Genomic DNA, 25470 nt, shown 5'->3' with positions numbered 1-25470 from the left:
ACCTGCGATGTCCACAACTGCCGTACCTGTCACACCCTTTAAGTCGCTCGAAGATCACACGGAGCTGCTTGGCGAGGAGCTCGACCGGATCCGCGCCGAGGTCGTCGCGGCGCGCGGCGCCGAGGACGCCCGCTACATCCGTACGGTGATCGCCGCCCAGCGCGGTCTGGAGGCCGGCGGTCGCGCCGCCCTCGCCGTATCCCTCTTTCCGCCCGCCTGGCTCGCGGGCACCGCGATGCTGACCACCGCCAAGATCCTGGAGAACATGGAGCTGGGCCACAACATCCTGCACGGCCAGTGGGACTGGATGGGCGACCCGGCGATCCACTCCACCACCTGGGAGTGGGACTTCCTCACCCCCGCCGACGCCTGGAAACACACCCACAACCACCTGCACCACACCTACACCAACGTCGTAGGCCTCGACCGGGATCTCGGCTACACGATCCTGCGCATGAGCCCGGACCAGCGCTGGCATCCGGGCCACCTCCTCCAGCCGCTGTACACCGCTCTGCTCGCCCCCGTCTTCGAGTGGGGCATCGCCCTCTACGACCTGGAGGCGGACGCCGTGCCGTCCGGCCGCAAGAGCGTGCGAGCCTTCCTCAGCGACCTGGCCGGCCTGGCCCGCAAGGCCGTACGCCAGGCGGCCAAGGACTACGTCCTCTTCCCCCTGCTCGCCGGGCCGTCCGCACTGCCCTGCCTGCTGGGCAACGTCACCGCGAACGGGCTCCGCAACATCTGGGCGCACACCGTGATCTTCTGCGGCCACTTCCCGAGCGACGTCCAGACCTTCTCGTACGAGGAGGAGCAGCTGGAGGGCGAGACGCGCGGCCAGTGGTACCTGCGCCAGATCCAGGGCTCGGCGAACATCGAGGGCGGTTTCCTCCTCCACGTCCTCACCGGCAACCTGAGCCACCAGATCGAACACCACGTCTTCCCCGACCTGCCCAGCAACCGCTACGCCGAACTCGCGCCACGGGTGCGCGAGATCTGCGCCCGGCACGGGATCACGTACGTGAGCGCGCCGCTGTGGCGCCAGTATGCGTCCATGTGGGGCCGCGTCCTGCGTCACTCGCTGCCGGATGCGTCCCGGCGTCGCCGGACTTCGGCCCGGGCGGCGGCCGGCACGGGGGTGGCCGAGGCGCCGAAGGCGCCGTCGACGACACGCCCGGCCAGGTCCCGGAGCCGCAGCTGACGGGCGCGGGCGTGGCGGCGGAATGCCTCGAACGCCTTGTCCGTCGCCTTGTCCGTCGAGGTCTGCCGGCGCTCCGCGAGGATGCCTTACGACCTGTTCGACCGGACAGCTTGTACAGCGCAGGAGACCGTCCGGGCAGCGAGGCAGGCGGGACGCCGGGCTCCCGGCCCCTCGTGGCGCGCTTCCGGCGCGGTCGGGTGTACGTGCGGCGGAGGCGGAGCGGCAACCGATCCGGCGACTTCTGCTCCGGACTTGAAACGGCCGGGTTCCCCCCAGGGCGATGCGCCGGGTGACCGGACCAAGGTTCCGATCGCCACCGTCATCGGTGCTGAGCGACAAGCCTCCGGGGTCTGGGACGCCTACCCGACCACAGCCCTCAACCACGCCCGGATCGGGGCCCGTACACGATCGAGACCTGAGGCCCGATCTGATGGTCCGATCGGGGTGCGGCTCCGGGCCGCCGGTGCGCCCGGTCGGTCCGCTCCTCGCGCGTCACCTCGGCCCGCACGCCCACGCTGCCCTGAAAACCCTCGGCGACGGACAAGACAGAACGGTCGAGGAAATGCCGGGCCGGTGTTTGGGATGCACGGGGCGGGACACCCAGCAGAGGCGTCCGGCGGCCTGGCCCGGGCGAAGGCACCGGAGAGTTGAGCTCACAGCGCGAGGAGCGGACCGCGTGCGCCGTCATCTCCGGTCCGCCGTCATGTACGACCAGACACGTGCTCACCAGCCCCCGGACAGACTCTCTGGCTCCACCGGACGCCGCACTCCGGGCCCGGAGCCGCTGCTCCCGTCGGACGAACGGGCCGAGCACCCCGCGCCTCCAGCACGCCCTCAACACCTTCGCCGACAGTCCGCGTCAGGCGTTGGAAGAGGCCGAGGACTCCTTCGACGAAGCCGTCGTCCGTCTCACGAACACCCTCGCGGAACGGCGGCGCGTCCTCCACGAGGGCTGGCAGGACCCGGACCCCGATACGCAGTCGGACGGACTCCGGCTCGCGCTGAGGGGGTACCGGGAGATCACGCAACGGCTGCTGCGCATGTGAGCGGGTCATGGATCCACCGCACTGGCGTATCCATCAAGAGTGCGAGCCGCACCAGCCGCAGTAGCATGGATCGTGGGTTGGCTCACTCTCACGTGCAGCCGCCCGGAAGGGCGACTCCGGCGTGTTTGCGCCGGAGTCGTTGTCACAGCCGTACTGCCGGTTCCGGCCAGGCCGCGGCCTTCCAAGGGACGCGGCTCGCGTCGACCGGTGTCCCGCTCAGGAGGGACAGCGCATGATCCAGGCAGCCGACATCCGAGAGTGGCGCACCCATGACGTCGTCGACCCGAAGGGGCACAGGATCGGCGTGCTCGAAGCGGTCTACGTGGATACCGCCACCGACGAACCGGCCGTGGTCACCGTACGGACCGGGCTGCCGACTCGCCGGCGCCTGGTCTTCGTGCCCCTCGACGACGCACTCCTGGGGCCGGGCTACGTAAAGATCGCCTACACCAGGAGCCTGGTCAGGAAGGCTCCTTCGATCGGCACGGACGACATCCTGCCCGCCGAGCAGGAGGAAGCGATCTTCCAGCACTACGGGATGACGTACCAGCCGGGCACGAACGGCGAACGAAAGCTTGCACGCCGCTGAGCGACGGCACGGTCCAAGGGAGGTGTCCGAGTCGTGGCGTACTTCCTCTTGCTCGTCCTTGTTGCCGTCGTCCTGGGAATCATCGGCGCGACAGCCGAAGGTCTGGGCTATCTGCTGATCATCGGCATCGTGGTTCTCGTGGCCGATGTGACCGTAGTCGCCGTGCGGCTGTCCCGGCGCGCCCGGCGGCGTCCTCTCCGCTGACGGCGACGGGTGGCAGCGGACGACCACGACCTTGCCGCGTGCCGTTCAACTCGTACGGCTGCAAACCTCTGTCGGGCCCTGGCCGGGAGTACTCTGCAAATACCGAGAACACTTCGTACATGGGCTTTCCCGCTCGTGTCGCTCTCGGCGAGTCACAACGCCGGGCCGGTGCAGACCGGCCCGGGGCAGGGTCCGCGTCATGACCGCAACCATGTTCCACAAGCCTGCGGTCGAAGACCGGGTCCCTTCTTCTGCTTCGCCGCTCCTTCGGCTCCGGTTGGCGCCGACCGGCAGTGCCCCTGCCTTGATCGACGGCGCATGGTGGCCGCGCTCCCGCGATCTGACGGCTGAACTTCCGGCGCTCGTCGCGGTTCTGGACCCGCTGTGGGGGCGGATCACGCACGTCACCGTGAACCCCCCGTGCTGGCCGGTCATCCCCCGTACGGTCCCTGTCCACGGGCATGTGGTGAAGGTCGGCTGGTTCAGGGCCGAGCAGGACCCGCACAAACTGCTTCTGTTCTCCTACACCGTCGGCCGCTGGGACCTCCTGGTGATCCCGCCCGGGACCAGTGCCGTCACAGCCGCTCGGCTGATGACCACAGCCACGGATCCCTCGTGGAGTCTCACCGCGAGCGGCCTGATCCAGGAGGCGGAGTTCTTCCGGACCGCGGCCGAGGCCGACTGGGACTTTGCCCGGGAGCGAGTCTGGGACTCCGAAGGCGGGCAGGACGCCCGTCGTACGGCCTCTCGCAGCCCCGCATCGGTCGGCCTCGACCGCGTGCCGATTCCGGCGGAAGGAATGTGACAGGCATGGAGACCTTCGCGACCGTCATCATGCTCCTGGCGATGATCGCTCTGGGCGCACTCGCGATTCAGCTGTTCACCACGAGCCACAGCGATCGCATCGCGACTCTGCCCTCCGGCCGGTCCAGGTCGCCGGGCAGGGGTTCGGGGCGGACGGCAGCACGCACGGTGAGGAGCGGACTGCGACGGTTCCGGCCGTGGCGTCGCACCGGGAAATGAGTGACGGCACGTCCAGCCGTCCAGGGCACCGCCCGCCGGACACAAGTGAGGCGACGGCTCTGGTCGGCGCCGGGCATCGTTGGTCCGCCCGGAATGGCGGAACGTACTCTGACTCACCGTTTGAGTCCCGCTCGGATTTCGCACCCCCAGGCGAGGGTCCACCCGATGGGGACGCGTGTGCCGTGGGGGCACGCGACGGGCGAGGCGCGGTTGAGGTGACGTACCACGGTTCGGGTGCGAGTCCTTTGGTCTACGGGACGAGTGGCGGAAGCGCTGTTCATGAGTTCTGGTCGACGTCGTTCCGCCGGAGCCCGCGAGTGTTCGGCGCGGCCGGTTGCCCAACGGCCTGACCTGGATGGTTTGCCGAAGACTCGTTCGGTCCGGGGGCCGGACGTCCGTGGATGCTGTGTGGACCGATCGAGGCAGGCGTGGCCGAAAAGGGCGCTCGCTCTCATCGGGCCGGGAAAACTGACCTAGTGTCAAGGATGTCTGTGCCGATGCCTGTTGTCCCGTCGGAGTGGCCGCGCAGGAGGGCCGAGGGGGACACGGTGCTTTGGATCGATTCGTATGTGGGGAACGACGGTACTCAAGTCCGGGGAGCCGGTCGTTGTGCTCCGGGAGCGTGGCACGAGCCGGCGATTCCGCCGTTGGCGGGACTGGTGATCCGAGGCTTCGGGGGTGGCCAGGTCACTGTGGACACGGGTGGCGGGCGCACGACTCCGGTGCCGGGCGTCTCGGGACCTGTCGCCGTCCGGGGGCAGCTGTGAGCCGCCGGCCGCCGGTGCGGCGGACTCGTAAGTGTCCGAAGGTAGTGCGCCTCCAGCTTGGTGTTGTCCTCTCCGGCGACGATCAGGTCGTGGAACTCGTGGACCAGTTGGGCGACCGCTCGGCGTCGCCCTTGCGTACCGCCTCGTCGGCCTCGCGCATGTTGTCGGCCAGGCGCTCCACCTCGGGAACGTTGCCCCGGAAGGCCAGCAGCCGGGCCGCGGCGCCCTCCAGCAGCTCCTCGTCGCCGCCGGGGCGGGTGCGGTGCTGTACCTGCTGACGTACCGCCTGAAGCCGCTGTGGGTGCGGGGGCCGTCCGGCGGTTCGCCCGATCTGGCTGCCAACGAGCCGTCCGCCGCCATCTCCTGACGGTGATTCAGGGCCGGGTTCCGCCTCTTCGGGGGCGGTGCCCGGCCCTTCGGCTTGCGGGGGCCTCCCTTCGGCTTACGGGGACCTTCCATCGCTGAAATGCTCCCGTAACTCCAGGGGTGTCTACTCATATGCAACGATGATTCATCACAGTAGACGCTCCATCGTGACCAGGGAGGCCCCATGACGACCGACCCAGCAGCGGACGCCCCCGATCTCGCCGAGCTGGTCCGCGCCGACGGCATCGAGTTCGTGCTGGCCGTCTTCGTCGACCTGACCGGCAAGCCGTGCGCCAAGCTCGTCCCGGCCCAAGCCGTCGAGGAACTCCGCGACGAGGGCGTCGGGTTCGCCGGGTACGCGGCCGGCGCTCTCGGCCAGCAGCCCAGCGACCCCGACGTCATCGCCCGGCCGGACGCCGCCTCGTACACACCCGTCCCCTTCATCAAGCCCGGCCTCGCCCTCGTCCACTGCGACCCGTACGTGGAGGGCGAACCCTGGCCCTACGCCCCGCGCGTCATCCTGCGCAGGCTGCTGGAGCGGGCCGCGGCCCAGGGGCTGTCCCTGGCCGTGGGCGCCGAGGTCGAGTACTTCCTGGTCAACCGGGACGAGCACGGAGTGCTCAGCGTCGCCGACGCCAAGGACACCGCGCCGCAGCCTTGTTACGACGCGCGCGGCCTGACCCGGATGTACGACCACCTCACCGCGGTCTCCAGCGCCATGAACTCCCTCGGCTGGGGCAACTACGCCAACGACCACGAGGACGGCAACGGCCAGTTCGAGCAGAACTTCAAGCACGCCGACGCCCTCACCACCGCCGACCGGGTCATCACCATGCGGTACCTGGTGTCGGTGCTGGCCGAACAGCGCGGCATGACGGCCACGTTCATGCCGAAGCCGTTCACCGACCGCACCGGCACCGGCATGCACCTGCACATGTCGCTGTGGCGGGGCGACGAGCCGGCCTTTCCCGACGCGACCGACGGGCGCGGGCTCGGTCTCTCCCCGCTCGCCTACTCCTTCGTCGCCGGGATCGTCGAGCACGCGCGGGCGCTCCAGGCCGTCATCGCGCCGACGGTCAACTCGTACAAGCGCACCGGCGCGGTTTCCACCCGCTCGGGTGCCACCTGGTCGCCGCGCATGGCGGGCTACGGCGGCAACGACCGCACCCACTTCGTCCGCGTCCCCGACGGCAACCGCATCGAGCTGCGCGGCGGAGACGGTGCCGCCAACCCCTACCTCGCCGCGGCCGCCGCCCTCGCCGCGGGCCTCGACGGCATCGAACGCGGCCTCGACCCGGGCGAGCCCGGCGCGGCCGGCAAGGGCCCGGAACTCCCGCCCACCCTGCTGCATGCCGTCGAGGCCCTCCAGGCGGACGACGTGATCAGCGGCGCGCTGGACGCGGCCGGGACCGGGGTGAGCCGGTACTTCGCCGACCTCAAGCGCGAGGAGTTCTTCGACTGGCACGCCACGGTCGGCCCCTGGGAGCTCGACCGCTATCTGACCGCCTTCTGAAGGGACTTGAGATGTGCGGAATCGTGGGGCTCCATCTACGGGAGTCCTCTCTTGAACCGCGGCTCGGCGAGTTGCTGACCGCGATGCTGGGGCAGGTCGTCGAACGCGGGCCGGACTCGGCGGGGGTCGCGGTCTACGGCGACCCGCGGCTGTCCCCGCCGGGACGCGCCGTCGTCTCGCTGCTAGGGGTCACGCCGACCGAGGCGGAGGCGGCGCTGCCCGGTGCCGTGGCCGTCGCGGCCGACGCCACCACGGTGGTGCACGGGGACACCGACCTGCTCACAGCCATCCCGGCCGCGTTGCCCCACGCCACCGTCATCGGCTCCGGCCCCGACATGGCCGTACTCAAGGGCACGGGAAACCCTGTGGAGTTGGCGGACGCCTTCGGACTCTCCACCGTCACCGGATGGCAGGGTGTCGGCCACACCCGCATGGCCACCGAGTCCGCCGTCACACCCGAGGGGGCCCATCCCTTCTCTGTCGGCCCCGGACAGTGCCTGGTGCACAACGGCTCCTTCGCCAACCACGCCACCATCCGCCGTGAACTGCGCGCCCAGGGCGTCGAGTTCGACAGCGAGAACGACTCCGAGGTCGGCGCCCGCTTCATCGCCCACCAACTGGAGCAGGGCGCCGACCTGGAGAAGGCGCTGCGGCTGCTGTGCGAGCGGTTCGACGGCTTCTACACGCTGCTGGTGTCCACCAGCGACTCCTTCGCGGTCGTCCGCGACGCCATCGCCTGCAAGCCGGCGCTCGTCGCCGAAACCGACGCGTGGGTCGCGATGGCCTCCGAGTACCGGGCGCTGGACGTCCTGCCGGGCATCGAGAACGCCCGCATCTTCGAACCCGAGCCGGAAGAGGTGTACGTATGGCGACGCTGATCGACCTGGCCGAGACCCCCGTACGGGAACTCAACCAGGCCCTGCACGCCCCCGACGCGACGTCCTGGCGGGTCCTCAATCCGCGCGGCGCGCACGCCGTGGCCTGCGGGATCCGGGAGGATCTCGCCGTGGACATCGAAGGTCACGTCGGCTACTACTGCGCCGGCATGAACCAGCGCGCCACGGTCACCGTCCACGGCAACGCGGGCACCGGAGTCGCCGAGAACATGATGTCCGGCACCGTCCGGGTGCGAGGCAACGCCTCCCAGTGCGCCGGCGCCACCGCCCATGGCGGTCTTCTGGTGATCGACGGCGACGCCTCCGCCCGCTGCGGCATCTCCATGAAGGGCGTGGACATCGTCGTCGGCGGAGACGTCGGCCACATGAGCGCCTTCATGGGCCAGGCCGGGCGCCTGGTCGTTTGCGGCGACGCGGGCGACGCGTTGGGTGACTCCCTCTATGAGGCCCGGATATACGTCCGGGGCACGGTCAAGTCCCTGGGTGCCGACTGCGTCGAGAAGGAGATGCGCGCCGAACACCTCGCCGAGCTCGCCGAGTTGCTCAAGGCAGCCGAGCGAGACGAGGACCCCACCGAGTTCCGCCGTTACGGATCGGCCCGGGAGCTGTACCACTTCAAGGTCGACAACTCGGCCGCGTACTGAGGGAGTTCGAAGAACATGGAACCCGCATCCCACGGCCTGCGCGAGTCGGCGACCTTCGACCGCGCCACCATCCACGCCATCCAGCGCGCCGCCGAGACCGGCATCTACGACATCCGCGGCTGGGGCGCCAAGCGGAAACTCCCGCACTTCGACGACCTGCTGTTGCTCGGCGCCTCCATGTCCCGCTATCCGCTGGAGGGCTACCGCGAACGCTGCGACACGGACGTTGTGCTCGGCACTCGGCACGCCAAGCACCCCCTGCGGCTCGCCACCCCCGTCACCATCGCCGGTATGAGTTTCGGTGCCCTGTCCGCCCAGGCCAAGGAGGCCCTCGGCCGCGGTGCCAGCGAGGCGGGCACCTCGACGACCACCGGCGACGGCGGCATGACCCCCGAGGAACGCGGCCACTCCAAGCACCTCGTCTACCAGTACCTCCCGTCCCGCTACGGCATGAACCCCGACGACCTGCGCGCCGCCGACGCCATCGAGGTCGTCCTCGGCCAGGGTGCCAAGCCCGGCGGCGGAGGCATGCTGCTCGGCCAGAAGATCACCGAACGGGTCGCCGGGATGCGCAACCTGCCCGTCGGCATCGACCAGCGCAGCGCCTGCCGCCACCCCGACTGGACCGGCCCCGACGACCTCGCCATCAAGATCCTCGAGCTGCGCGAGATCACCGACTGGGAGAAGCCGATCTATGTGAAGGTCGGCGCGACACGGACGTACTACGACGTGAAGCTCGCCGTCCACGCCGGCGCCGACGTCGTGGTCGTCGACGGCATGCAGGGCGGCACGGCCGCCACCCAGGACGTCTTCATCGAGCACGTCGGCATCCCCACCCTGGCCGCCCTGCCCCAAGCCGTCCAAGCGCTGCAGGAGCTGGGAGTCCACCGAGACGTCCAGCTGATCGTCTCCGGCGGCATCCGCAGCGGCGCCGATATGGCAAAGGCCCTCGCCCTGGGTGCGGACGCGGTCGCGATCGGCACGGCCGCGCTGATCGCGCTCGGCGACAACCACCCGAAGTACGACGCCGAGTACCGCCAACTCGGCTCCGCGGCTGGCTACTTCGACGACTACCAGGACGGCCGCGACCCGGTCGGCATCTCCACCCAGGACGAGGACCTCGCCGCCCGCCTCGACCCCGCCGAGGCCGGCCGCCGGCTCGCCAACTTCCTCCGCGTGATGACTATGGAGGCCCAGACCCTCGCCCGCGCCTGCGGCAAGGCCCACCTCCTGCACCTGGAGCCCGAGGACCTGGTTGCCCTTACCATCGAGTCCGCTGCCATGGCCCGCGTCCCGCTCGCGGGCACGAACTGGATCCCCGGGGAGGGACTGTGATCGCCGTCGTCGGCGCCGGACTGATGGGCGCGGCCACCGCCTGGCAACTGGCCCGGCGCGGCCACGAGGTCACGCTGATCGAGGCGTACGACATCGGCCACAAGCACGGCAGTTCGCACGGCAGCTCGCGGATCTTCCGGCGGGCGTACGCCGACCCCTTCTACGTCCGGCTGACCGGACAGGCGTACGAACAGTGGCGGGAACTGGAAGACGACAGCTCGACTCCCTTGCTGCGCACGACCGGTGGCCTCGACATGGGCGAGGAACGCGACGCGAAGGCGATCGCCGACCTCCTCGGTGCGGCCGGAGTGCCCCATGAACTCCTCGGCCCTAAAGCCGCCTTGGAGCGCTGGCCGTACATCCGCATCACTGGCCCAGTGCTCTATCACCCGGACGCGGGCGTGGTCGACGCCGATGAGACGGTCGCGGCCTGCGTACGACGGGCGATCGAACACGGGGCGCAAGCGATCATCGGCACCCGCGTCACCGGCATCGACGCCCGGGCGAGCGAGAAGGTGCTCCTGCACACCGACGACGGCCGCGAGGTCGTCGCCGACACGGTCGTGATCGCGGCCGGCGCCTGGCTGCCCGAGCTCGAACTGCCCGTCGCCCTGCCGCCGTTGCAGGTGACCCAGCAGCAGGTCTTCCACTTCCGGCAGCGGGACCCGTCCGTCAAGTGGCCGACCCTGATCTGGGACGGGGCGCTGCACCTCTACGGCCTGCCGTCGGGAAGCGACGGCGGCCCGCTCCCCGCGGTCAAGGTCGCCGAGCACGACCGCGGCACCCCCACCACCGCCCGCACCCGCAACGGGGTCGTCGACCCGTCGTCGCGGACGCGGGTGAGCGGCTTCGTCCGTGACCGGCTCCCGGGCCTCGAGCCCGACCCCGTGGCCGAAGCGACCTGCCTCTACACCACCACCCCCGACGAGGACTTCGTCCTCGACCGCCACGGTCCCTTCGTCATCGTCTCCCCGTGCTCCGGTCACGGCGCCAAGTTCGCCCCGCTCGTCGGCGCGATGGCCGCCGACCTCGCCACGGGCCGCGCCGAGCCCCACCCTCGGTTCCGGCTGGGCCGTGCGGGCTAGGATCGGCCGGTGACCGAGCACCACGAAGACGGCGACGACTCCGACGACAAGGCGCTGGAGCGCATCATCGCGGTCCGGGCCCGCGAGTACCGGCAGGCGGCCGGGCTCTCGGTCGGCGAGATGGCGCAGCGGGTCGGCATCTCCAAGGCCATGCTGTCGAAGATCGAGAACGCCCAGACCGCGTGCAGCCTCACCACGCTCTCCCGGCTCGCGCGCGGTCTCGACGTCCCGGTCACCGCCCTGTTCCGCGGCATGGACGACGAACGCGAGGCGGTCTTCGTCCCCGCGGGGCACGGCGCCCGGATCGTGCGGCGCGGCACCCGCGTCGGTCACGAGTACGCCCAGCTCGGCTCACTGCGGGGCACCCACAAACGGATGGACGCCCTGCTGGTCACGCTGACCGAACAGAGCGAGGTCTTCCCGCTCTTCCAGCACGCCGGCACCGAGATCATCTACATGCTCGAGGGCGTCATGGTCTACGGCCACGGCAAGTCCAGCTACACCCTGCGCCCCGGCGACGCCCTCCAGTTCGACGGCGAGGCCCCGCACGGCCCCGAGCGGCTGGTCGAGTTGCCGATCCGCTTCCTGACGGTGACGGCCTTCGGGGACAGCCCGCAGCACTGAAACCCGGCTTTAACCGGCCATGCAGCTGTCCTGTAACGCACCCTCGGTCTACTGCGGTGAAACATCGTTTCCTTCTGCTGGACTTCTCTGTGGAGTGTGCGCATGGACACCGGAAGTACCGCTTGGATGCTCGCGAGCACAGCACTCGTCTGTCTGATGGTGCCGGGCCTCGCACTCTTCTACGGCGGCATGGTCGCCGCCAAGAGCGTCCTGAACATGATCATGATGACCTTCGGGGCCGTCGCCCTGGTCGGCTGCATCTGGGTCCTCTACGGCTTCTCGGCCTCCTTCGGCGACTCGATCGGAGGCGCCGGAATCCTCGGTGACGTCTCCGAGTACTTCGGCCTGAGCGGCGTCATGAAGGACGACCCGAAGGCCGTCATCCCGCTCTCGGTCTTCGCCGCCTTCCAGGCCCTGTTCGCGGCCCTCACCGCCGCCCTGATCTGCGGTGCGATCTCGGACCGCATCAAGTTCGGCGCCTGGATGGCCTTCACCGGCATCTGGGTGACGCTGGTCTATCTGCCGGTCGCCCACTGGGTGTTCGCCTTCGACGGCAAGGGCGTGGTAGGCGGCTGGATCGTGAACAAGCTCGGCGCCATCGACTTCGCCGGCGGTACGGCCGTCCACATCAACTCCGGCGCGGCGGCCCTGGCCGTGATCCTCGTCCTCGGCAAGCGCATCGGCTGGCAGAAGGAGGGCGGCCAGGAACGCCCGCACAACCTCCCCCTGGTGATGCTCGGCGCGGGCCTGCTGTGGTTCGGCTGGTTCGGCTTCAACGGCGGCTCCGCGCTGACGTCGAGCAACGCCGCCTCCGTCGTCGTACTGAACACCTTCACCGCCACCTGCTCCGCGATGCTCGGCTGGCTCCTCGTCGAGAAGCTCCGCGACGGCCACTCCACCAGCCTCGGCGCCGCGTCCGGCGCGATCGCCGGACTGGTCGCCATCACCCCGTCCTGCGGCGCGGTCTCCCCGGTGGGCGCCCTCGTCCTCGGCGCGATCGGCGGCGCGGTCTGCGCCCTCGCCGTCGGTCTGAAGTACAAGTTCGGCTACGACGACTCCCTCGACGTCGTCGGCATCCACCTCGTCGGAGGCGTCACCGGCACTCTGCTGGTCGGCATCCTCGGCACGGCCGACGCCCCGAACGGCGTAGCCGGCCTCCTCTACGGCGGCGGCCTCTCTCTCCTCGGCAAGCAGGCGGTCGGCGCCTTCGCCGTACTGGCGTACTCCTTCTGCGTGACCTGGCTGATCGCCAAGGTGCTCGACAAGACGATGGGCCTGCGGGTCCGCCCCGAGGTGGAGCAGGAGGGCGTCGACGTCCACCTGCACGCGGAGAGCGCCTACGACCTCACCCACTCGCCGACCACCGCCCCGACCCCCGAGCCTGCCGCTGCGGGATAGGGAGGCCCACCCTCCGCCGCCCAGCCATTGCGGCCCCGTCTGGGACGTCCGCGTCCGGGAGCAATGCCGGGTTGCGACGAGGCTGGCGATGGTGGCGGACAGCGGCACGGCGGGCGCCGAACGGCAGCGGCTCGAGGAGGCCGACCTGCACGAGCCGGTACGCGACCGCGAAGGCGATCTCGTCGCCTTCCTGGGCCCGCGTGATGGCCGCGCCCGCGATGCGGCCCTGGCCGCTGCGGGTTTGACGGCTGGCCGGCGTCACCCCCGTGTCCCATTCTCGTGCAGTCGGGTGCGGAGTTACCCTCAGGTACCACGGGCGGCCAGACAGATCGACGACGGGTGAACAAGCACGCGAAGCTCCTGGCAGACACGGGTGATCTCGGTCAAGAGGCCGTTGCTGCCAGGAGCTTTGCCTTTCCGCACTGCCTCCATCCGCCAACACCCCAACCACACCTTGGACGGGGCTCACCGACTGGAGTTCGGGCTGCGGATCAGAGGGAGGCGCTGACGCCGACCTGGTTGTACTGGCCGGCGGCGCCCAGGGCCTCGTTCTTGGCGGCGTCGATCTGGGCCAGGACATCCGCGTCACTGATCGCCGTGGGGCCGACGACGAGGCTGGCGTGCGGGTTCAGGCCGCCGGAGACGTTGTCGAGCTCGGCGTCGGAGATCTCAACGGTCTCAACCTGGGGAGCGGAGTTCATGATGAAACTTCCCTTCGTATGGTGATCCACAAGGGGGGCGGCCCCGCTGGGGACAGATAGCGGGCCTCGGCCGCAGGCGTGCGACAGCCGTTTACGGAGACTTTCGCGCGGGGCCCCGCGGCGCAGAGATCAAAGCACGGAGCACGCCAGGCATCCAATCAACCGGCATACACACCCAGGAAGTTGAACGAGCAGGCTGCACATCCGTGCAGGCGCGCACACAGTCTGAGGACAGCTTCTCTACATGCCGCGCGGCACTGGGACGCGAATGACATTGCCACCAAGATTCCGAACAGGACACTCCACACCAACAGAGCGGCATCCGGCATCCCTTGTGCAGATGCATCGCGCACCGAGACGCGGTTGCGCATTCGATGTGCAGATTCACTGAAGCCGGAGTACCGGCAGACGCGTACCAGGACGTCCATGACGACCTCAGGCGCGGATGGTGTCCCGGCTTGTGGTGTAGTCAGCGGTCGAGCTGATTCGGTTCCGGCTGTGGGGGAAGCTGGTGGTCGCCCTTGGTCGGTTTGGCGGTGAGGAGTTCGGCCATGGAGGCTTCGGAGAGGTAGCTGCGGTCGAAGACTTGATTCCCTTCTGACACCTCGATGTCTGGCACCTGCCTGGAGCCTGGGCGGAAGCCCTGTCGCCAGAACGCTGCGGATGGTCGTGGTGGCCACGTGGGGCACCGGACGGACGTTCCAGTGTGACAGGGCCGCGACGCCTCACCAGCCGGAACTGTGGCCAGCCACACCGCCCGCACTCTCACCGACCACATCGGCACCGAGCAACAGCACCGCGACGCCCTCACCCGCTGGGACCCCGAGAAGTACAAGCGCGTCGATGCCCTTACCTACGCGGGCCTCGGCGACAGCCTCGCCGCCCAGGCCCGCGCCGAAGAGGCCGTCGCCGCCTGGGCCCAGGCCCTGACTCTCATGGCGGGCATGACCTCCGACCGCACCCGCAAGGTCATCACCTCGCTCCGATCAGCCCTCGCACACTGGTCGCAGCCGACATCGTCCGCATCATCCACGGAGCCTGGGGCGTCGAGCCCCAACGGCTTCCTCACCGTCGTCTTCGCCACCCACGAATGGACGGGGGAACCCGAGAACCGCGAGCCGCGCAAGCACGCGCAGGTCTGCTGGGTCGACGCCGACGCCATCCCCGAGGAGTTCGTGGACACCACCGCCGATGCCCTTCACCGCTACCTCTCGAACGGTCCTCAGGTGTCGTTGGACGATTGGAGGTAGACGGCACCACACGGGCGACTCAGTGTCACCAACTCGGTGCAGTCAGTCGTCCTGCCATTGATGCAGAGATTGGCAGCGGTGGTGTGCTGGCCTGGGGCTTCTCGGCGAGATGTGCGCTGGACAGCGAAAACATCCGTAGTCCTCACCGGTCTGTGCGTTTCCCGTGCTCGTGTGCCCCCCCCGGCGGGGCTGTGGGTGCGGGATCACGGGGCGACTGGCGGGTCTCTTAGCAGTTCGTCCGCGTGTTCGCCGGTGACCAGGTAGACCATGCGGCGGGCGACGGACACCGCGTGGTCGGCGAAGCGCTCGTAGTAGCGGCCGACCAGGGTGACGTCGACTGCCGTCTCGACGCCGTGCTTCCAGCGGTCGTCGAGGAGGTGCTGGAAGACGGCGCGGTGCAGCTCGTCCATGCGGTCGTCGTCCTGCTCCAATTGGAGAGCCGCGTCGACATCTTTGGTGATCAGTACTTCCGCTGCCTGGGCCATGAGGCGCTGTGCGAGCTGGCCCATTTCCAGGATCGTGCGGTGGAGGTCGGCGGGTATGGAGGCTTCGGGGAAGCGCATGCGGGCCAGTTTGGCCAGGTGCTGGGCCAGGTCGCCCGAACGTTCCAGATCCGCGCTCATCCGTAGCGAGGTGACCACGACCCGCAGGTCCGTGGCGACCGGCTGCTGGCGCGCCAGGAGCGCGATGGCCTTGTCCTCCAGGTCGCGCTGGAGGCCGTCGATCCGTTCATCGCCCGAGATCACGCTTTCGGCGAGCTGGAGGTCGGCATCGAGGAGGGCGGTGGTCGCCCGGCCGATGGCCGAGCCGGTCAGCATCGCCATCTCGACCAGACCGTCGTTGATCGAGTCAAGCTCCTCGTGATACGCGTCCCGCATTGTGCGCCTCCCGCCCCCTTCTGTGGGCGTCCGCTTCCGCCGTCCCAGCCTTGCACATCTGAGTACGGCCGCGTCATTGCCTGTGGCGGGGGACTCTCGGACTGGTAGTCAAGGTTGAACGGCTGCCGGAGTGGACCGATCCCGCTGCTCACATGCTGCTGCGACTGGAGGGCACGGGCGACGCGCGGCATCTGACTGCCGAACTCCTGCAGGACGACGGTGTACTGGAGATTGAGACGACCGGTGCTGCCGACGACGAGTGAGATTGAGCGGACGGTGGTCGGCCGTCGTGTGACCTAAAGGGCCCGAGCGACGAGGAGCGCGACGTCGTCGTGGTCGTCGGGGTGGCGCAGGCCGTACAGCAGGAGGTCGCAGGTCTGCTCAAGGGGGCGGTGGGGCTCGTCGAGGAAGCTGAGGAGGACGTTCAGACGGTCGTCGATCGGGTGGTGTCGGGTCTCCACGAGGCCGTCGGTGTAGAGGACCAGCAGGTCGCCGGGGCTGAGGTCGACGGTGGTGGTCTCGAAGGGGATGCCGCCAACGCCGAGCGGGGCTCCGGTGGGCAGGTCGAGCAGTGTGGGGGCGTGGCCTGGTCGGGCCAGCGCGGGCGGCATGTGTCCTGCGTTGGCGATGCGGCACTGCCCGCGATGGGGGTCGTACACGGCGTAGATGCAGGTGACGATGTAGTGCTCCAGGTCGCAGGTGATTTTGTCCAGGTGCTGGAGCACAGCGTCGGGGGCGAGGTCGAGGTCCGCGTAGGCGCAGGTGGCGGTGCGCAGTCGGCCCATGGTGGCGGCGGCGTCGATTCCGTTGCCCATGACGTCGCCGACGACCAGTGCGGTCTTGTCGTCGGTCAGGGGGATGACGTCGTACCAGTCACCGCCGACTTCGCTGGTGGCCTGGGCGGGCTGGTAGCGGGAGGCGAGTTCCAGGCCGGTGTGGTGCGGCGGGTGGTCGGGCAGCAGGCTGCGCTGGAGGGTGAGGGCGGTGTTGCGCACGCTCTGGAACCATCGGGCGTTGTCGATGGCCACGGCGGCGCGGCTGGCGAGCTCACTGGCCAGGACGACGTCGTCCTGGTCGAACGGGAGGGGATTGCGGGTGCGCTTGAGGTCGAGGGCGCCGAGCACCTCGCCGTGGGCGATCAGCGGCACGGCGAGGTAGGAGTGGACGCCGGCGCGGGCCAGGAGCGTGGTGGCCTCCTTGTCGCGGGCGATGCGCGGTAGATCCTGCTCGCCCACGTGGCGCACGAGGACCGGTCGGCCGGTGTGGACACACAGGGTGACCAGGCGGTCGCCGTCGTAGGCGGCGAGGTCACCGGGAGGGTCGGCGGCGCGGAGGGCCGGAGTGGGATGGGCCGCTTTGAGGGCCAGCGCGCGGAAGAGCTCCGGGCCGTTGTCCGGTTTGCGTGTGCGGCGGCAGGCCAGGGCGGAGTCGAGGACGTCCACGGCGACCACGTCCGCGAGCTCGGGGGTCGCGATCTCGGCCAGTTCGCGGGCGGTCTGCTCCACCTCCAGAGTGGTGCCGACGCGGGTGGAGGCGTCGGCAATGAGGGCAAGGCGACGTCGCGCCCGGTCGGCCTCGATGGCCGCACGGTGCCGCTCGGTGACGTCGACGACCGAGGCGGCGGCACCCAGGACGCGCCCGCCGGGATCCTCCAGCCGGTAGAAGGAGAGGGACCAGGCGTGATCGTGGTCGGGGTCGGTCAGGGGGCGGCCCACGTGGTACTGGTCGAGCAGCGGGGTGCCGGTGGTGAGCACTTGGTGCAGAGCGGACTCGATGGTGTCGACGTCCGGGAAGGGCAGGGTCTCCCTCAGGTGGCGGCCGACGTGGTCTTCGGCGGGTATGCCGTCGATGCGCTCCAGGGCGGGGTTGACCAGGAGATAGCGCAGGTCGGGGTCCATGAGGGCCAGGCCGATCGGGGACTGGTTGATCAGCCGCTCGCACAGGGCCAGGTCGGTCTCGACGCGCTGGAGCAGGGTGTGGTCGGCCGCGATACCGAGGGCGTAGACATCCCCGAGGTCGTTCAGCAGCCGCATGTTGCGGAACTCCATCAGGCGGGTGCTGCCGTCCTTGTGCAGGATGGGGAAGGCGCCGGCCCAGCTCCGGCCGGTCGCGAGCACCTCCGCGAACAGACTCAGGACCGCCTGCAGGTGGTCCGGGTGGATCAGCAGTCGCGCTGCGTACTTGCCCAGGGCCTCTTCCGCGGTGTAGCCGAAGAGCTCCTCGGCCTGCGGGGTCCAGAACACGATGCGTCCGTCGGCGTCCAGAACCACCGCGGCGACGCTGAGCACGTCCAGCAGGCCGGTCGGTCGGGGCGGTTCGGGGCCGGACTCGTCACCGCTGGGCTGGAAGGATTCTGCTGTCATCCCAGATCCTCCTTCGCCCGCAGGCAGGACGCGCCGACCTGTCCAGGCACCGCTTCACGCTCGGTCACTGGCTACCGGTATTTCCATGCTGCCTCTGTTTGGTGTGGCCGGCCCAACCCAGTACGAGCTGCTTTTGCATGTCCAGGCCGAGCGGGGTGGAGCCACGCTGATCAGGTACCCCCATGTGGCGCGACGACGCTTTGCCAGACCTGGAGCGTCTGCTCGCTGGCCGCTCCAGTCCCCGTTGCCACCGCTCTCATACCGTTTGCGTGAGCTGCGTTGGTCGGCCGGTCCGCTCGGCGGTTACGCGGTGTGGCGTTGTAGTCCAGGTACACCGGCGTAGTCCAGAAACACCGGCCCGTCCGCCAGGCCCGGGTGTGCGGGGATCACGCGGCGGTCTCCGTCTCCACGGGCAGCTCGGCCAGCCGCCACTCCAGCATCCCGTCCATGAGCCGGATGGCTCGGCGTCCTCGCTCGCGCAGTAGGCGTACGGCGTCGTAGGCCAGCACGCAGTAGGCGCCCCGGCAGTACGCCACGACCTCCGTCTCCGGCGGCAACTCGGCGATCCGGTCGGCGAGTTCCTCCACCGGGATGGAGAGGGCGCCGGGGATGTGTCCGGCGGCGTACTCCTGTGCCGGACGCACATCGAGGATGACGACCTCGCCCGCCGCCGCGCGGGCCAGCAGCTCCTCGCGGTCGACCTCTTCCGCGTCGTCCGTGCCGAGGTAGGCGGTGCGGGCGGGCTCGACGGCGGTCTGGTGGGCCTGGGCGACCCGGCGCAGCAGGGCGTAGAGGGCGGCGACGTCGTCTCCGGCCAGCCGGTAGTGGATGCGTACGCCGTCGCGACGGGTGTTCACGAGTCCGGCCTGCTTGAGGGTCTGCAGATGGGCCGAGGCGGTGGTCAGGTTCAGCCCGGCGGCCTTGGCGAGGGCGTCGACGGTGCGCTCGCCCTGGGCCAGCAGATCGAGCAGTTCCAGGCGCTTTCCGCTACTCAGCGCCTTGCCGGTGCGGGCGAAGGCGTCGTACAGCGCGGTCTTGCGCGCGGTGTCTCCCATGGCATCCTCCATAAATCCATGGAATATTGTAGATGTGGGTGAGCGTGGAGGCCACCCGGTCCGTACCGTGATACCTGGAGGACCCCATGGGCTTCGCCGACGACCACGTCATACCGCTGGTCGACACCGGGCTCGGCAACAGCGCCTATCTCGTCGACCTCGGCGACGGTCGCGCGCTGGGCGTGGACGCGAGCCGGGACCTGCGTGCCCTGCGCACCGCCGCCGAGCGGCGCGGGCTCAACGTCGCGTTCGCTGCCGACACCCACCTGCACGCCGACTTCCTCACCGGCGCGCTCCAGCTCGCCGCAGACGACGGCGCCACTGTGCTGGCCTCCGCCGCCGGGCACCGCGCCTTCCCGCACGCCGCGCTCGTCGACGGCGACGAGGCGGACCTGGGCGGCCTGACGCTGCGGGCCCTGGCCACCCCCGGCCACACCGACGAGCATCTGTCCTTCCTGCTCCTGGACGGCACGCGGGAGTTGGGGGTGTTCACCGGCGGCTCCCTGATCGTCGGCTCCGCGGCCCGGACCGACCTGCTCGGCGCCGACCGCGCGGAGGAGCTGGCGCGCGCCCAGTACCGGTCACTGCGGCGGCTGGCCGAATTCCCGGACGCGACGGCGGTGTGGCCCACCCATGGCGCCGGTTCCTTCTGCTCCGCACCGCCGGGCGCCGAGCGCACCACCACCATCGGCGACCAGAAGCGGGCCAACGCCCTGCTCGCCGCGCCGGACGAGGACACCTTCGTACGGCGGTTGCTGGACAGCCTCGGCTCCTACCCGGCGTACTTCGACCGGCTGGGTGAGATCAACCGGCGTGGGCCCGAAGTCCTGGATGCCGCCACCACCCTCGCCCCGCTCTCGGCGTCCGAGGTGCGCCGCCTGCTCGGCCAGGGCGCACAGCTCGTCGACGTCCGCCCGGTCGCCGACTTCGCCGCCGGACACATCCCCGGCGCGGTCTCCATCCCGCTGCGCGACCAGTTCGCCACCTGGCTGGGTTGGCTGCTGCCCGATGACACTCCGCTCGTGTTCGTCACCGCACCCGGCCAGGACCTGACCGAACTCACCTGGCAGGCCCTGAAGATCGGGTACGAGCGGCTGAGCGGCCACTTGGACATGTGCGCCTGGACGGCTGACGGCGGCGAGCAGGAAGCCATCGAACTCCTCACCGCCGACCGCATCGCCGACCGCCCGGTCCTCGACATCCGCCAGCACTCCGAGCATCTCGCCGGACACATCCCCGGAGCCCTGGGGATCGAACTCGGCGAACTGGCCGCCCGCAGTGACGAGGCACCAACCGGTGCCGTGGTCGCCTGCGGACACGGCGAACGTGCCATGACCGCCGCCAGCCTCCTGCGGCGCGCCGGGCATCGAGGCCTCGCCGTCCTCGCCGGGGGCCCCGCCGACTGGGCCAAGACCACCGGACGCGCGCTCGAGGAGGGCGCGTGACCACGACCGCCCCCGGCGGCATACGGCTCGGACTGCGCGCCAACCTCGCCCAGTTCACCCTGCTCGTCGCCGTCAACGCCCTGGTCGGCGGCATGCTCGGCCAAGAACGCACGGTGCTCTCCCCGCTGGCCGACCAGGTCTTCGGCCTCACCGCCTACACCGCCGCGCTCACCTACATCCTGGCCTTCGGCGCCACCAAGGCGATCACCAACTTCTTCGCCGGCACCCTCTCCGACCGTCACGGCCGTAAGCCCGTCCTGGTCGGTGGCTGGCTGGTCGCCCTGCCCGTGCCCGTCATGCTCGCCTGGGGTCCCAGCTGGGCCTGGATCGTCGCCGCGAACATCCTGCTCGGCGCCTCCCAGGGCCTGACCTGGTCCACCACCGTCATCATGAAGATCGACCTCGCCGGACCCGCCCGCCGTGGCCTGGCCATGGGCCTCAACGAGGCGGCCGGATACGGCGCGGTCGCCGTCACCGCGATGGCCACCGGCGCCATCGCCGACCACGCGGGGCTACGCCCCGAGCCCTTCCTGCTCGGCGCCGCATACGCCGCGCTCGGCCTCGGTCTGTCCACCCTCGTCGTCCGCGAGACCCGCGACCACGCCCGCGCCGAAGCGGCCCTGCATCCCGTACAGGACCTGACCGAGCGGGAGTTGACCACCGCACAGATCGCCCGCCGGACCAGCTTCACCGACAAGGCCCTGTCCGCCGCCAGTCAGGCCGGCCTGGTCAACAACCTCAACGACGCCCTGGCCTGGGGCATCTTCCCCCTGCTCTTCGCCGCCCACGGCCTGTCCATCGGACAGATCGGCGTCCTGGCCGCCCTCTATCCGGCCGTGTGGGGCGCAGGCCAGCTCCTCACCGGCTGGTGGTCCGACCGCATCGGCCGCAAACACCTCATCACCACCGGCATGCTGCTGCAGGCCGCCGCGATCGCCCTGGTCGCCACCGGCACCACCTTCGGCGTCTGGGCCACCGCCCAGGTCCTGTTGGGCCTCGGCACCGCCCTCGTCTACCCGACCCTGCTGGCCGTCATCGGCGACGTCGCGCACCCCGCCTGGCGGGCCCGTTCCGTCGGCGTCTACCGCCTGTGGCGCGACGGCGGCTTCGCCATCGGCGCTCTGTTCGCCGGCGTCCTCGCCGATGCCTACGGCCTCACGACCGCCATCTGGGCCGTCGCCGCCCTTACCGCGGCCTCCGGGCTGATCGTTGCGATCCGGATGTACGAAACGCACCCACGGCCCGCTCCCTCAGGCGCCTGAGCAGGGGGACCGGTCCACGCCCATCACCCGTCCGAAGCCGGCACCCGTCCGAAGCAGGCGATTCGGCGGGCATCGCCAGGATCTCTCCGCACAGGGTGACGCAGTCGGTGTCGCGGCGCAGCGGTGCCGACGCGAGATGCCACGTCGATCCCGCCCCGGTCCCCGGTGAGGTGGACCCGCACCTGGCATCGGCCATCACGTGCCGGTCTGAGGCGGGCCGCAGCGGCGCAGGTCAGGGCTTCACGCCACGCACGTAGGCCAGGAACGGCCGTACGTCTCCGCCGCTCAGTTCCGTGAATCCGGCCGATTCGGCGAGCGGTCCGAGGATGTGGATCGGGTTGTGCGCCATCTCCGGGCCTGCGGCCCGCCCCACCAGATGCCACGCCGTCCTGCCGGACGGAGGGCGGAAGTCGGCGATGAGGACGCGGCCGCCGGGCCGCAGCACCCGGTACATCTCTTCGACGGCACGCGCCCGCTTGTCCGCCGGGATGTGGTGCACGGCCAGGCTGGTCACCACGACGTCGAAGGAGGAGTCCGCCAGGTCCAGCGCCTCACCGAGCCCTTGGACGAAGGTGCAGTGGGACTCGCGCGTGTGCTGGATCGCGTACCCGATCATGGTGGGCGCCGCGTCGACGCCCAGTGCCGAGCCGTCCGGGGCGACCGCGCGCGCCATCATGCGGGTCAGGTAGCCGGGGCCGCAGCCGACATCGAGCACGCGGTCGCCGGGGCGGGCTCCGCTGAGCGCGACGAGCTGCCCGTACATCCGTCGCCGTCGGCCGAACAGCACGACCTTGCAGAAGAGTTCGTATCCGCGGGCGTTCCCGAGGGCGCCGGGCGCCGCCGGGTCATGGCTGCCGTGCAGGAGGTGTCCGAGCGCCATGAGAGGCTCCTTACTTAGTCACGACTAAGAAGTTGGTTCGAGCTTAGTCGCCACTAAGTAAGCGGGCAAGAGCGGCTAGCCTGAAGGGCGTGAGCCAGTCACCCGCCCCGTCGCCGCGCGAGTCCCTGCCCCCGACCGTGACGGCGTCGACTCGTCGTACGCGTATGACGGCCGAGCAGCGCCGCGCGGTGATCCTCGACGCCGCCACCGAGATCTTCACCGAGCACGGCTACCAGCGCGGCAAGGTCTCCGACATCGCCCGCCGGGTCGGCGTCAGCGAGCCGGTCGTCTTCCAGAACTTCGGCACCAAGGCAGCCCTGTTCGCCGCCGTCCTGGAGAGGGCTGCGGCGACCATCGCGGGACAACTGCGGGAGGCGGTCGAGGCGGGGCAGCCGGTTCCGGAGCTGCTCGCCGACTGGTTCTCCCCCGGCCACATCGACCGCCTGCACTCCCGCGGCTCACTGGGCGTGCTGTTCGCCGACGCCACGACGCACTCCGCCGGGCCGGAGATCGACCACGCGGCCCGGCGCTCCGTACGTCATGTCGCCACCGCCATCGCCGATCTGCTGCGGCGGGGACAGGAGGCCGGCGACATCCGCCTCGACCTGGATGCGGAGGCCGGTGCGTGGTGGCTGATGACCCTGCTGCACGCGCACGGCTTCCGAGGCGCGGTCATGCCACGGCGCACCGCGATCGAACCCGCGCTCACCGACCTCGCCCTGGAGGCGCTCACCCGTCCGGCCCGCTGACCTGGGCGGACCGAACCGGCTGACGCCCCTGCCGCGGCGCCGCAGCCCTCGGCCTTCCCACGGCTGTCCCATCCGAATACCGCTCCGACCGGCGCGAGCACACTCCCCAAGCCCCCGCTTTTGAGCCCTCCGATTCTGTGATCTGCTGGAGAGGTCTTCGGACTGTTTGTCGCTCTCCGCGGCGGGTGCTCCTGGGAGGCATGCGATGCCGCATCTCCATCTCGCCGCACCGGCACCCACCCGGCCGGGAATCCTCCTGCCCAGGCGTGACCTGGCCCTCGGCTGGACTCTGATGGTGCTGATCGCCGCTCTGGCGTGGATACTCACGATCGCCCAGTCCCGCGACATGGGGATGGAGCCGGGCACCATGGGCCTGGCGCTTCCGCTCTTCCTGCTGCTGTGGGTGGTCATGATGGCAGCGATGATGCTGCCGTCGCTGGCACCCGTCGCTCTCACCTGGGTCCAGGCGATCAGCCGCAGCACGGCGGGCCGTGTCCGTGCGCTGCGCATCACGGAATTCGTCGGCGGCTACCTGATCGCCTGGGCCGGGTTCGGGCTCCTCGCGTACGGGGCCCTGGCGGCCAGCGGGCGGCTGGTGGACAGCCATCCCGACGCGGGCCGCTGGATCGGCTCGGCCGCGTTCCTGCTCGCGGGACTGCAGCAGTTCGGGCCCCTGAAGCGGGTCTGCCTGCGGCACTGCCGCAACCCGATGTTCCAGCTGCTGCGGTACGCGCGTTTCCGGCCCCGGGCGAAGGACCTGCGGGTGGGTGCTCACCACGGGGTTTACTGCGTCGGCTGCTGCTGGGGCCTGATGATCGTTCTGATCCCGCTCGGCTTCATGAACGTGGCCGCGATGGCGGGGCTGGCGGTGGTGATCTTTCTGGAGAAGCTGTGGCGCGGCGGCCCCTGGCTCAGCTGGGCGGTGGGCCTCGCCTTCCTCGTCCTGGCCGTGCTCGCCCCGTTCCAGGACTGGCTGTTGCCCGGCCTGGAGATGTCCGATCCGTCGATGGACCAGATGTTTCCGTCGATGGACCAGATGATGGGGCAGGCGCCCTGAGCGGCTGCCGCTTCCCCCTCCATGCGGCCTGTCGGCAGCTGAAGAATCCCGCGCTCGACACGCAGAACGGCACCACGAAATTCACCGCCACGCGCACGGCCGTGGCCACGTCGGCGTCGCCCGACGCGTGACGGAACCCTGATTGACCAGGGACAGCACGGTGCCGACCAGGAGTGCGATCGGTACGCATCGCCTCAAGGACGCGCGGGAGAACACCGTTGCCAGCAGCCGGGGCGGCGCCTGCGGGGGAGGAGACGTGACCGGCCTCCCGTGCTGACCGTGTGCGACGCCACGGTGTCCTGCGCGGCTACGCGCGACCGGTGGGCGCACACCCTCGGGCTGTTCGCTTGTGAACGTGTAGTCGGACACTTCGCCGTACACCGGCTCGAAGGACAGGCCGAACGCCTGCGAGCTGCCGGTGGTGGTGCCGATCGTGAACTCGGGTGCGAATCCGAACATCGTGTTCTTCACCGTCGTCGGTCCGCCGTCGGGCCCGCGGAGGGCCTTGAACTCGAGCTGCGTCTTCCCGTTGACACTGAGCCGGGGCTTCTCCCCGCCCGTGAGGGAGATGCTCGCCCGCTCCACGCCCAGGTTCTCGCCGTAGAACTGCGAGAACTCCCGAACGCACCGCCCTCACGCTCGGACACGATGCGTTCCCCCCGGGGAATTTCCCCGGCCGTCTATCGGTGAGATTCCCTGGCGCGAATCGGCGGCCGACCGCGCGAATCTCGTCGCATCGGCATCTTCTACGAGTGCGGGAGGAGCAAGTCATGGACATGAAACTTAAAGTCGTCGTGGTGCCAGTGTCCGACGTCGACCGGGCCAAGGATTTCTACACGGCGTTGGGCTGGAGGCTCGACGCGGACATCGCCACCGACGAGAACTTCGGTCAGGGGTCCAGGTCGTTGAAGGGGAACATGGGATGAGCATCGCGAGCGCGGGCGGCGGTTCGAGCTGAGCGCACGACGAACGGCGGACTGCTGATCCGCGAACATGGGACAGTTCGGGCAGTCGTGACATCCGAAGGCGTCCGGGCGGCTGTCATGTTTTCGACCCTGGCTCACATTCGGTGGTAGCGGAGGGTGACGTTACCCGAGGAGGATTCGGTGGCGGAGCAGGGTGAAGCCTGCTCTGCCGTACATCTG

At 69.9% G+C, this 25470-nt stretch carries 23 protein-coding genes and 3 pseudogenes; 19 read left to right on the top strand and 7 right to left on the bottom strand.

What is annotated here, in order from left to right; all coding sequences use genetic code 11:
* Positions 1-7 precede the first annotated feature (7 nt).
* The 12 genes from ACFY0T_RS37380 to ACFY0T_RS37325 all read left to right on the top strand — a co-directional run bounded on the left by ACFY0T_RS37380 (position 8) and on the right by ACFY0T_RS37325 (position 12685).
* Positions 8-1195, top strand: coding sequence for a fatty acid desaturase family protein (locus tag ACFY0T_RS37380; RefSeq protein WP_388881239.1), 1188 nt, complete (start codon positions 8-10; stop codon positions 1193-1195).
* A 719-nt stretch (positions 1196-1914) separates the two neighbouring features.
* Entirely contained in the window at positions 1915-2241 is a 327-nt protein-coding gene (locus ACFY0T_RS37375) for a hypothetical protein (protein ID WP_388881236.1), read from the top strand.
* Positions 2242-2473: 232 nt separating this feature from the next.
* A complete protein-coding gene (locus ACFY0T_RS37370) occupies positions 2474-2830 on the top strand; it encodes a PRC-barrel domain-containing protein (protein ID WP_388881233.1) in 357 nt (118 codons plus the stop codon).
* A 33-nt stretch (positions 2831-2863) separates the two neighbouring features.
* Positions 2864-3034 carry a hypothetical protein gene (locus ACFY0T_RS37365; RefSeq protein WP_388881230.1) on the top strand — a complete coding sequence of 57 codons (171 nt, stop codon included), beginning with the start codon at positions 2864-2866 and terminating at the stop codon, positions 3032-3034.
* Between the two features lie 199 nt (positions 3035-3233).
* On the top strand, positions 3234-3839 hold the full coding sequence (locus ACFY0T_RS37360) for a DUF5994 family protein (protein WP_388881227.1): 606 nt from the start codon (positions 3234-3236) through the stop codon (positions 3837-3839).
* Between the two features lie 1535 nt (positions 3840-5374).
* Complete coding sequence (gene glnT, locus ACFY0T_RS37355; protein ID WP_388881224.1) at positions 5375-6703, top strand: type III glutamate--ammonia ligase; 1329 nt, start codon at positions 5375-5377, stop codon at positions 6701-6703.
* Between the two features lie 11 nt (positions 6704-6714).
* A complete protein-coding gene (locus ACFY0T_RS37350; protein WP_388881221.1) occupies positions 6715-7581 on the top strand; it encodes a glutamine amidotransferase family protein in 867 nt (288 codons plus the stop codon).
* Entirely contained in the window at positions 7569-8243 is a 675-nt protein-coding gene (locus ACFY0T_RS37345; RefSeq protein ID WP_388881218.1) for a glutamate synthase, read from the top strand. The genes ACFY0T_RS37350 and ACFY0T_RS37345 overlap by 13 nt, the downstream gene beginning before the upstream one ends.
* A gap of 15 nt (positions 8244-8258) precedes the next feature.
* Positions 8259-9578, top strand: a complete 1320-nt coding sequence (locus ACFY0T_RS37340) for an FMN-binding glutamate synthase family protein (RefSeq protein ID WP_388881215.1) — start codon at positions 8259-8261, stop codon at positions 9576-9578.
* On the top strand, positions 9575-10663 hold the full coding sequence (gene solA / locus ACFY0T_RS37335) for an N-methyl-L-tryptophan oxidase (protein ID WP_388881212.1): 1089 nt from the start codon (positions 9575-9577) through the stop codon (positions 10661-10663). The genes ACFY0T_RS37340 and solA overlap by 4 nt, the downstream gene beginning before the upstream one ends.
* Before the next feature lie 9 nt (positions 10664-10672).
* Positions 10673-11287 carry a helix-turn-helix domain-containing protein gene (locus ACFY0T_RS37330; RefSeq protein WP_388881209.1) on the top strand — a complete coding sequence of 205 codons (615 nt, stop codon included), beginning with the start codon at positions 10673-10675 and terminating at the stop codon, positions 11285-11287.
* A 102-nt stretch (positions 11288-11389) separates the two neighbouring features.
* Entirely contained in the window at positions 11390-12685 is a 1296-nt protein-coding gene (locus tag ACFY0T_RS37325; protein ID WP_388881206.1) for an ammonium transporter, read from the top strand.
* Between the two features lie 491 nt (positions 12686-13176).
* Here ACFY0T_RS37325 and ACFY0T_RS37320 read toward each other — a convergent pair whose 3' ends face one another.
* On the bottom strand, positions 13177-13386 hold the full coding sequence (locus ACFY0T_RS37320; RefSeq protein WP_388881203.1) for a hypothetical protein: 210 nt from the start codon (positions 13384-13386) through the stop codon (positions 13177-13179).
* 469 nt (positions 13387-13855) lie between these two features.
* Positions 13856-14005: a hypothetical protein gene (locus tag ACFY0T_RS37315; RefSeq protein WP_388881200.1), complete on the bottom strand. Its 150-nt coding sequence runs from the start codon at positions 14003-14005 to the stop codon at positions 13856-13858.
* A gap of 112 nt (positions 14006-14117) precedes the next feature.
* On the opposite strand from ACFY0T_RS37315, the pseudogene ACFY0T_RS37310 reads away from it, so the two are divergent.
* Together ACFY0T_RS37310 and ACFY0T_RS37305 are read left to right on the top strand one after the other, a co-directional pair.
* Positions 14118-14384: pseudogene (locus ACFY0T_RS37310) on the top strand (tetratricopeptide repeat protein); the annotation flags it as partial.
* A 17-nt stretch (positions 14385-14401) separates the two neighbouring features.
* A pseudogene (locus ACFY0T_RS37305) lies at positions 14402-14636 on the top strand (DNA mismatch repair protein MutT); the annotation flags it as partial.
* A 203-nt stretch (positions 14637-14839) separates the two neighbouring features.
* On the opposite strand, the gene phoU reads toward ACFY0T_RS37305, so the two are convergent.
* From phoU to ACFY0T_RS37290, 3 genes are all read right to left on the bottom strand, one after another.
* Positions 14840-15514 carry a phosphate signaling complex protein PhoU gene (gene phoU / locus ACFY0T_RS37300; protein WP_388881197.1) on the bottom strand — a complete coding sequence of 225 codons (675 nt, stop codon included), beginning with the start codon at positions 15512-15514 and terminating at the stop codon, positions 14840-14842.
* A gap of 296 nt (positions 15515-15810) precedes the next feature.
* Complete coding sequence (locus tag ACFY0T_RS37295) at positions 15811-17877, bottom strand: SpoIIE family protein phosphatase (RefSeq protein ID WP_388881195.1); 2067 nt, start codon at positions 17875-17877, stop codon at positions 15811-15813.
* A 386-nt stretch (positions 17878-18263) separates the two neighbouring features.
* Positions 18264-18932 carry an ArsR/SmtB family transcription factor gene (locus ACFY0T_RS37290; RefSeq protein ID WP_388881192.1) on the bottom strand — a complete coding sequence of 223 codons (669 nt, stop codon included), beginning with the start codon at positions 18930-18932 and terminating at the stop codon, positions 18264-18266.
* An 86-nt stretch (positions 18933-19018) separates the two neighbouring features.
* Between ACFY0T_RS37290 and ACFY0T_RS37285 the strand changes: the two genes are divergently transcribed.
* Both ACFY0T_RS37285 and ACFY0T_RS37280 read left to right on the top strand, forming a co-directional pair.
* Positions 19019-20377 carry a rhodanese-like domain-containing protein gene (locus tag ACFY0T_RS37285; protein WP_388881189.1) on the top strand — a complete coding sequence of 453 codons (1359 nt, stop codon included), beginning with the start codon at positions 19019-19021 and terminating at the stop codon, positions 20375-20377.
* Entirely contained in the window at positions 20374-21639 is a 1266-nt protein-coding gene (locus tag ACFY0T_RS37280; protein WP_388881186.1) for an MFS transporter, read from the top strand. The genes ACFY0T_RS37285 and ACFY0T_RS37280 overlap by 4 nt, the downstream gene beginning before the upstream one ends.
* 232 nt (positions 21640-21871) lie before the next feature.
* Here the strand turns inward: ACFY0T_RS37280 and ACFY0T_RS37275 are convergent, their stop codons facing one another.
* Positions 21872-22519 carry a class I SAM-dependent methyltransferase gene (locus ACFY0T_RS37275; RefSeq protein WP_388881183.1) on the bottom strand — a complete coding sequence of 216 codons (648 nt, stop codon included), beginning with the start codon at positions 22517-22519 and terminating at the stop codon, positions 21872-21874.
* An 89-nt stretch (positions 22520-22608) separates the two neighbouring features.
* Here ACFY0T_RS37275 and ACFY0T_RS37270 point away from each other — a divergent pair, with 89 nt between their 5' ends.
* Both ACFY0T_RS37270 and ACFY0T_RS37265 read left to right on the top strand, forming a co-directional pair.
* Entirely contained in the window at positions 22609-23268 is a 660-nt protein-coding gene (locus ACFY0T_RS37270; protein WP_388881180.1) for a TetR/AcrR family transcriptional regulator, read from the top strand.
* Positions 23269-23473: 205 nt separating this feature from the next.
* On the top strand, positions 23474-24325 hold the full coding sequence (locus tag ACFY0T_RS37265) for a DUF2182 domain-containing protein (RefSeq protein ID WP_388881177.1): 852 nt from the start codon (positions 23474-23476) through the stop codon (positions 24323-24325).
* An 81-nt stretch (positions 24326-24406) separates the two neighbouring features.
* Here ACFY0T_RS37265 and ACFY0T_RS37260 read toward each other — a convergent pair.
* A pseudogene (locus tag ACFY0T_RS37260) lies at positions 24407-24934 on the bottom strand (hypothetical protein); the annotation flags it as partial.
* A 161-nt stretch (positions 24935-25095) separates the two neighbouring features.
* On the opposite strand from ACFY0T_RS37260, the gene ACFY0T_RS37255 reads away from it, so the two are divergent.
* Positions 25096-25251 (top strand): VOC family protein, encoded by a 156-nt coding sequence (locus ACFY0T_RS37255; RefSeq protein ID WP_388881174.1) that lies wholly within the window; start codon positions 25096-25098, stop codon positions 25249-25251.
* Positions 25252-25470 lie beyond the last annotated feature (219 nt).

Source organism: Streptomyces sp. NPDC001530, from assembly GCF_042894545.1.
In the GTDB taxonomy this organism is placed as follows: Bacteria; Actinomycetota; Actinomycetes; order Streptomycetales; family Streptomycetaceae; genus Streptomyces.
The sequence above is the reverse complement of the archived record's forward strand: the minus strand, read 5'-3'. Positions and strand labels throughout refer to the sequence as shown.

Excerpts from the sequence above, each read along its gene's own strand:
- ACFY0T_RS37380 (WP_388881239.1), top strand. The coding sequence starts at position 8 with ATGTCCACAACTGCCGTACCTGTCACACCCTTTAAGTCGCTCGAAGAT.
- ACFY0T_RS37370 (WP_388881233.1), top strand. The coding sequence starts at position 2,474 with ATGATCCAGGCAGCCGACATCCGAGAGTGGCGCACCCATGACGTCGTC.
- ACFY0T_RS37360 (WP_388881227.1), top strand. The coding sequence starts at position 3,234 with ATGACCGCAACCATGTTCCACAAGCCTGCGGTCGAAGACCGGGTCCCT.
- glnT (WP_388881224.1), top strand. The coding sequence starts at position 5,375 with ATGACGACCGACCCAGCAGCGGACGCCCCCGATCTCGCCGAGCTGGTC.
- ACFY0T_RS37350 (WP_388881221.1), top strand. The coding sequence starts at position 6,715 with ATGTGCGGAATCGTGGGGCTCCATCTACGGGAGTCCTCTCTTGAACCG.
- ACFY0T_RS37345 (WP_388881218.1), top strand. The coding sequence starts at position 7,569 with ATGGCGACGCTGATCGACCTGGCCGAGACCCCCGTACGGGAACTCAAC.
- ACFY0T_RS37340 (WP_388881215.1), top strand. The coding sequence starts at position 8,259 with ATGGAACCCGCATCCCACGGCCTGCGCGAGTCGGCGACCTTCGACCGC.
- ACFY0T_RS37325 (WP_388881206.1), top strand. The coding sequence starts at position 11,390 with ATGGACACCGGAAGTACCGCTTGGATGCTCGCGAGCACAGCACTCGTC.
- ACFY0T_RS37320 (WP_388881203.1), bottom strand. The coding sequence starts at position 13,386 with ATGAACTCCGCTCCCCAGGTTGAGACCGTTGAGATCTCCGACGCCGAG.
- phoU (WP_388881197.1), bottom strand. The coding sequence starts at position 15,514 with ATGCGGGACGCGTATCACGAGGAGCTTGACTCGATCAACGACGGTCTG.
- ACFY0T_RS37295 (WP_388881195.1), bottom strand. The coding sequence starts at position 17,877 with ATGACAGCAGAATCCTTCCAGCCCAGCGGTGACGAGTCCGGCCCCGAA.
- ACFY0T_RS37290 (WP_388881192.1), bottom strand. The coding sequence starts at position 18,932 with ATGGGAGACACCGCGCGCAAGACCGCGCTGTACGACGCCTTCGCCCGC.
- ACFY0T_RS37285 (WP_388881189.1), top strand. The coding sequence starts at position 19,019 with ATGGGCTTCGCCGACGACCACGTCATACCGCTGGTCGACACCGGGCTC.
- ACFY0T_RS37275 (WP_388881183.1), bottom strand. The coding sequence starts at position 22,519 with ATGGCGCTCGGACACCTCCTGCACGGCAGCCATGACCCGGCGGCGCCC.
- ACFY0T_RS37265 (WP_388881177.1), top strand. The coding sequence starts at position 23,474 with ATGCCGCATCTCCATCTCGCCGCACCGGCACCCACCCGGCCGGGAATC.
- ACFY0T_RS37255 (WP_388881174.1), top strand. The coding sequence starts at position 25,096 with ATGGACATGAAACTTAAAGTCGTCGTGGTGCCAGTGTCCGACGTCGAC.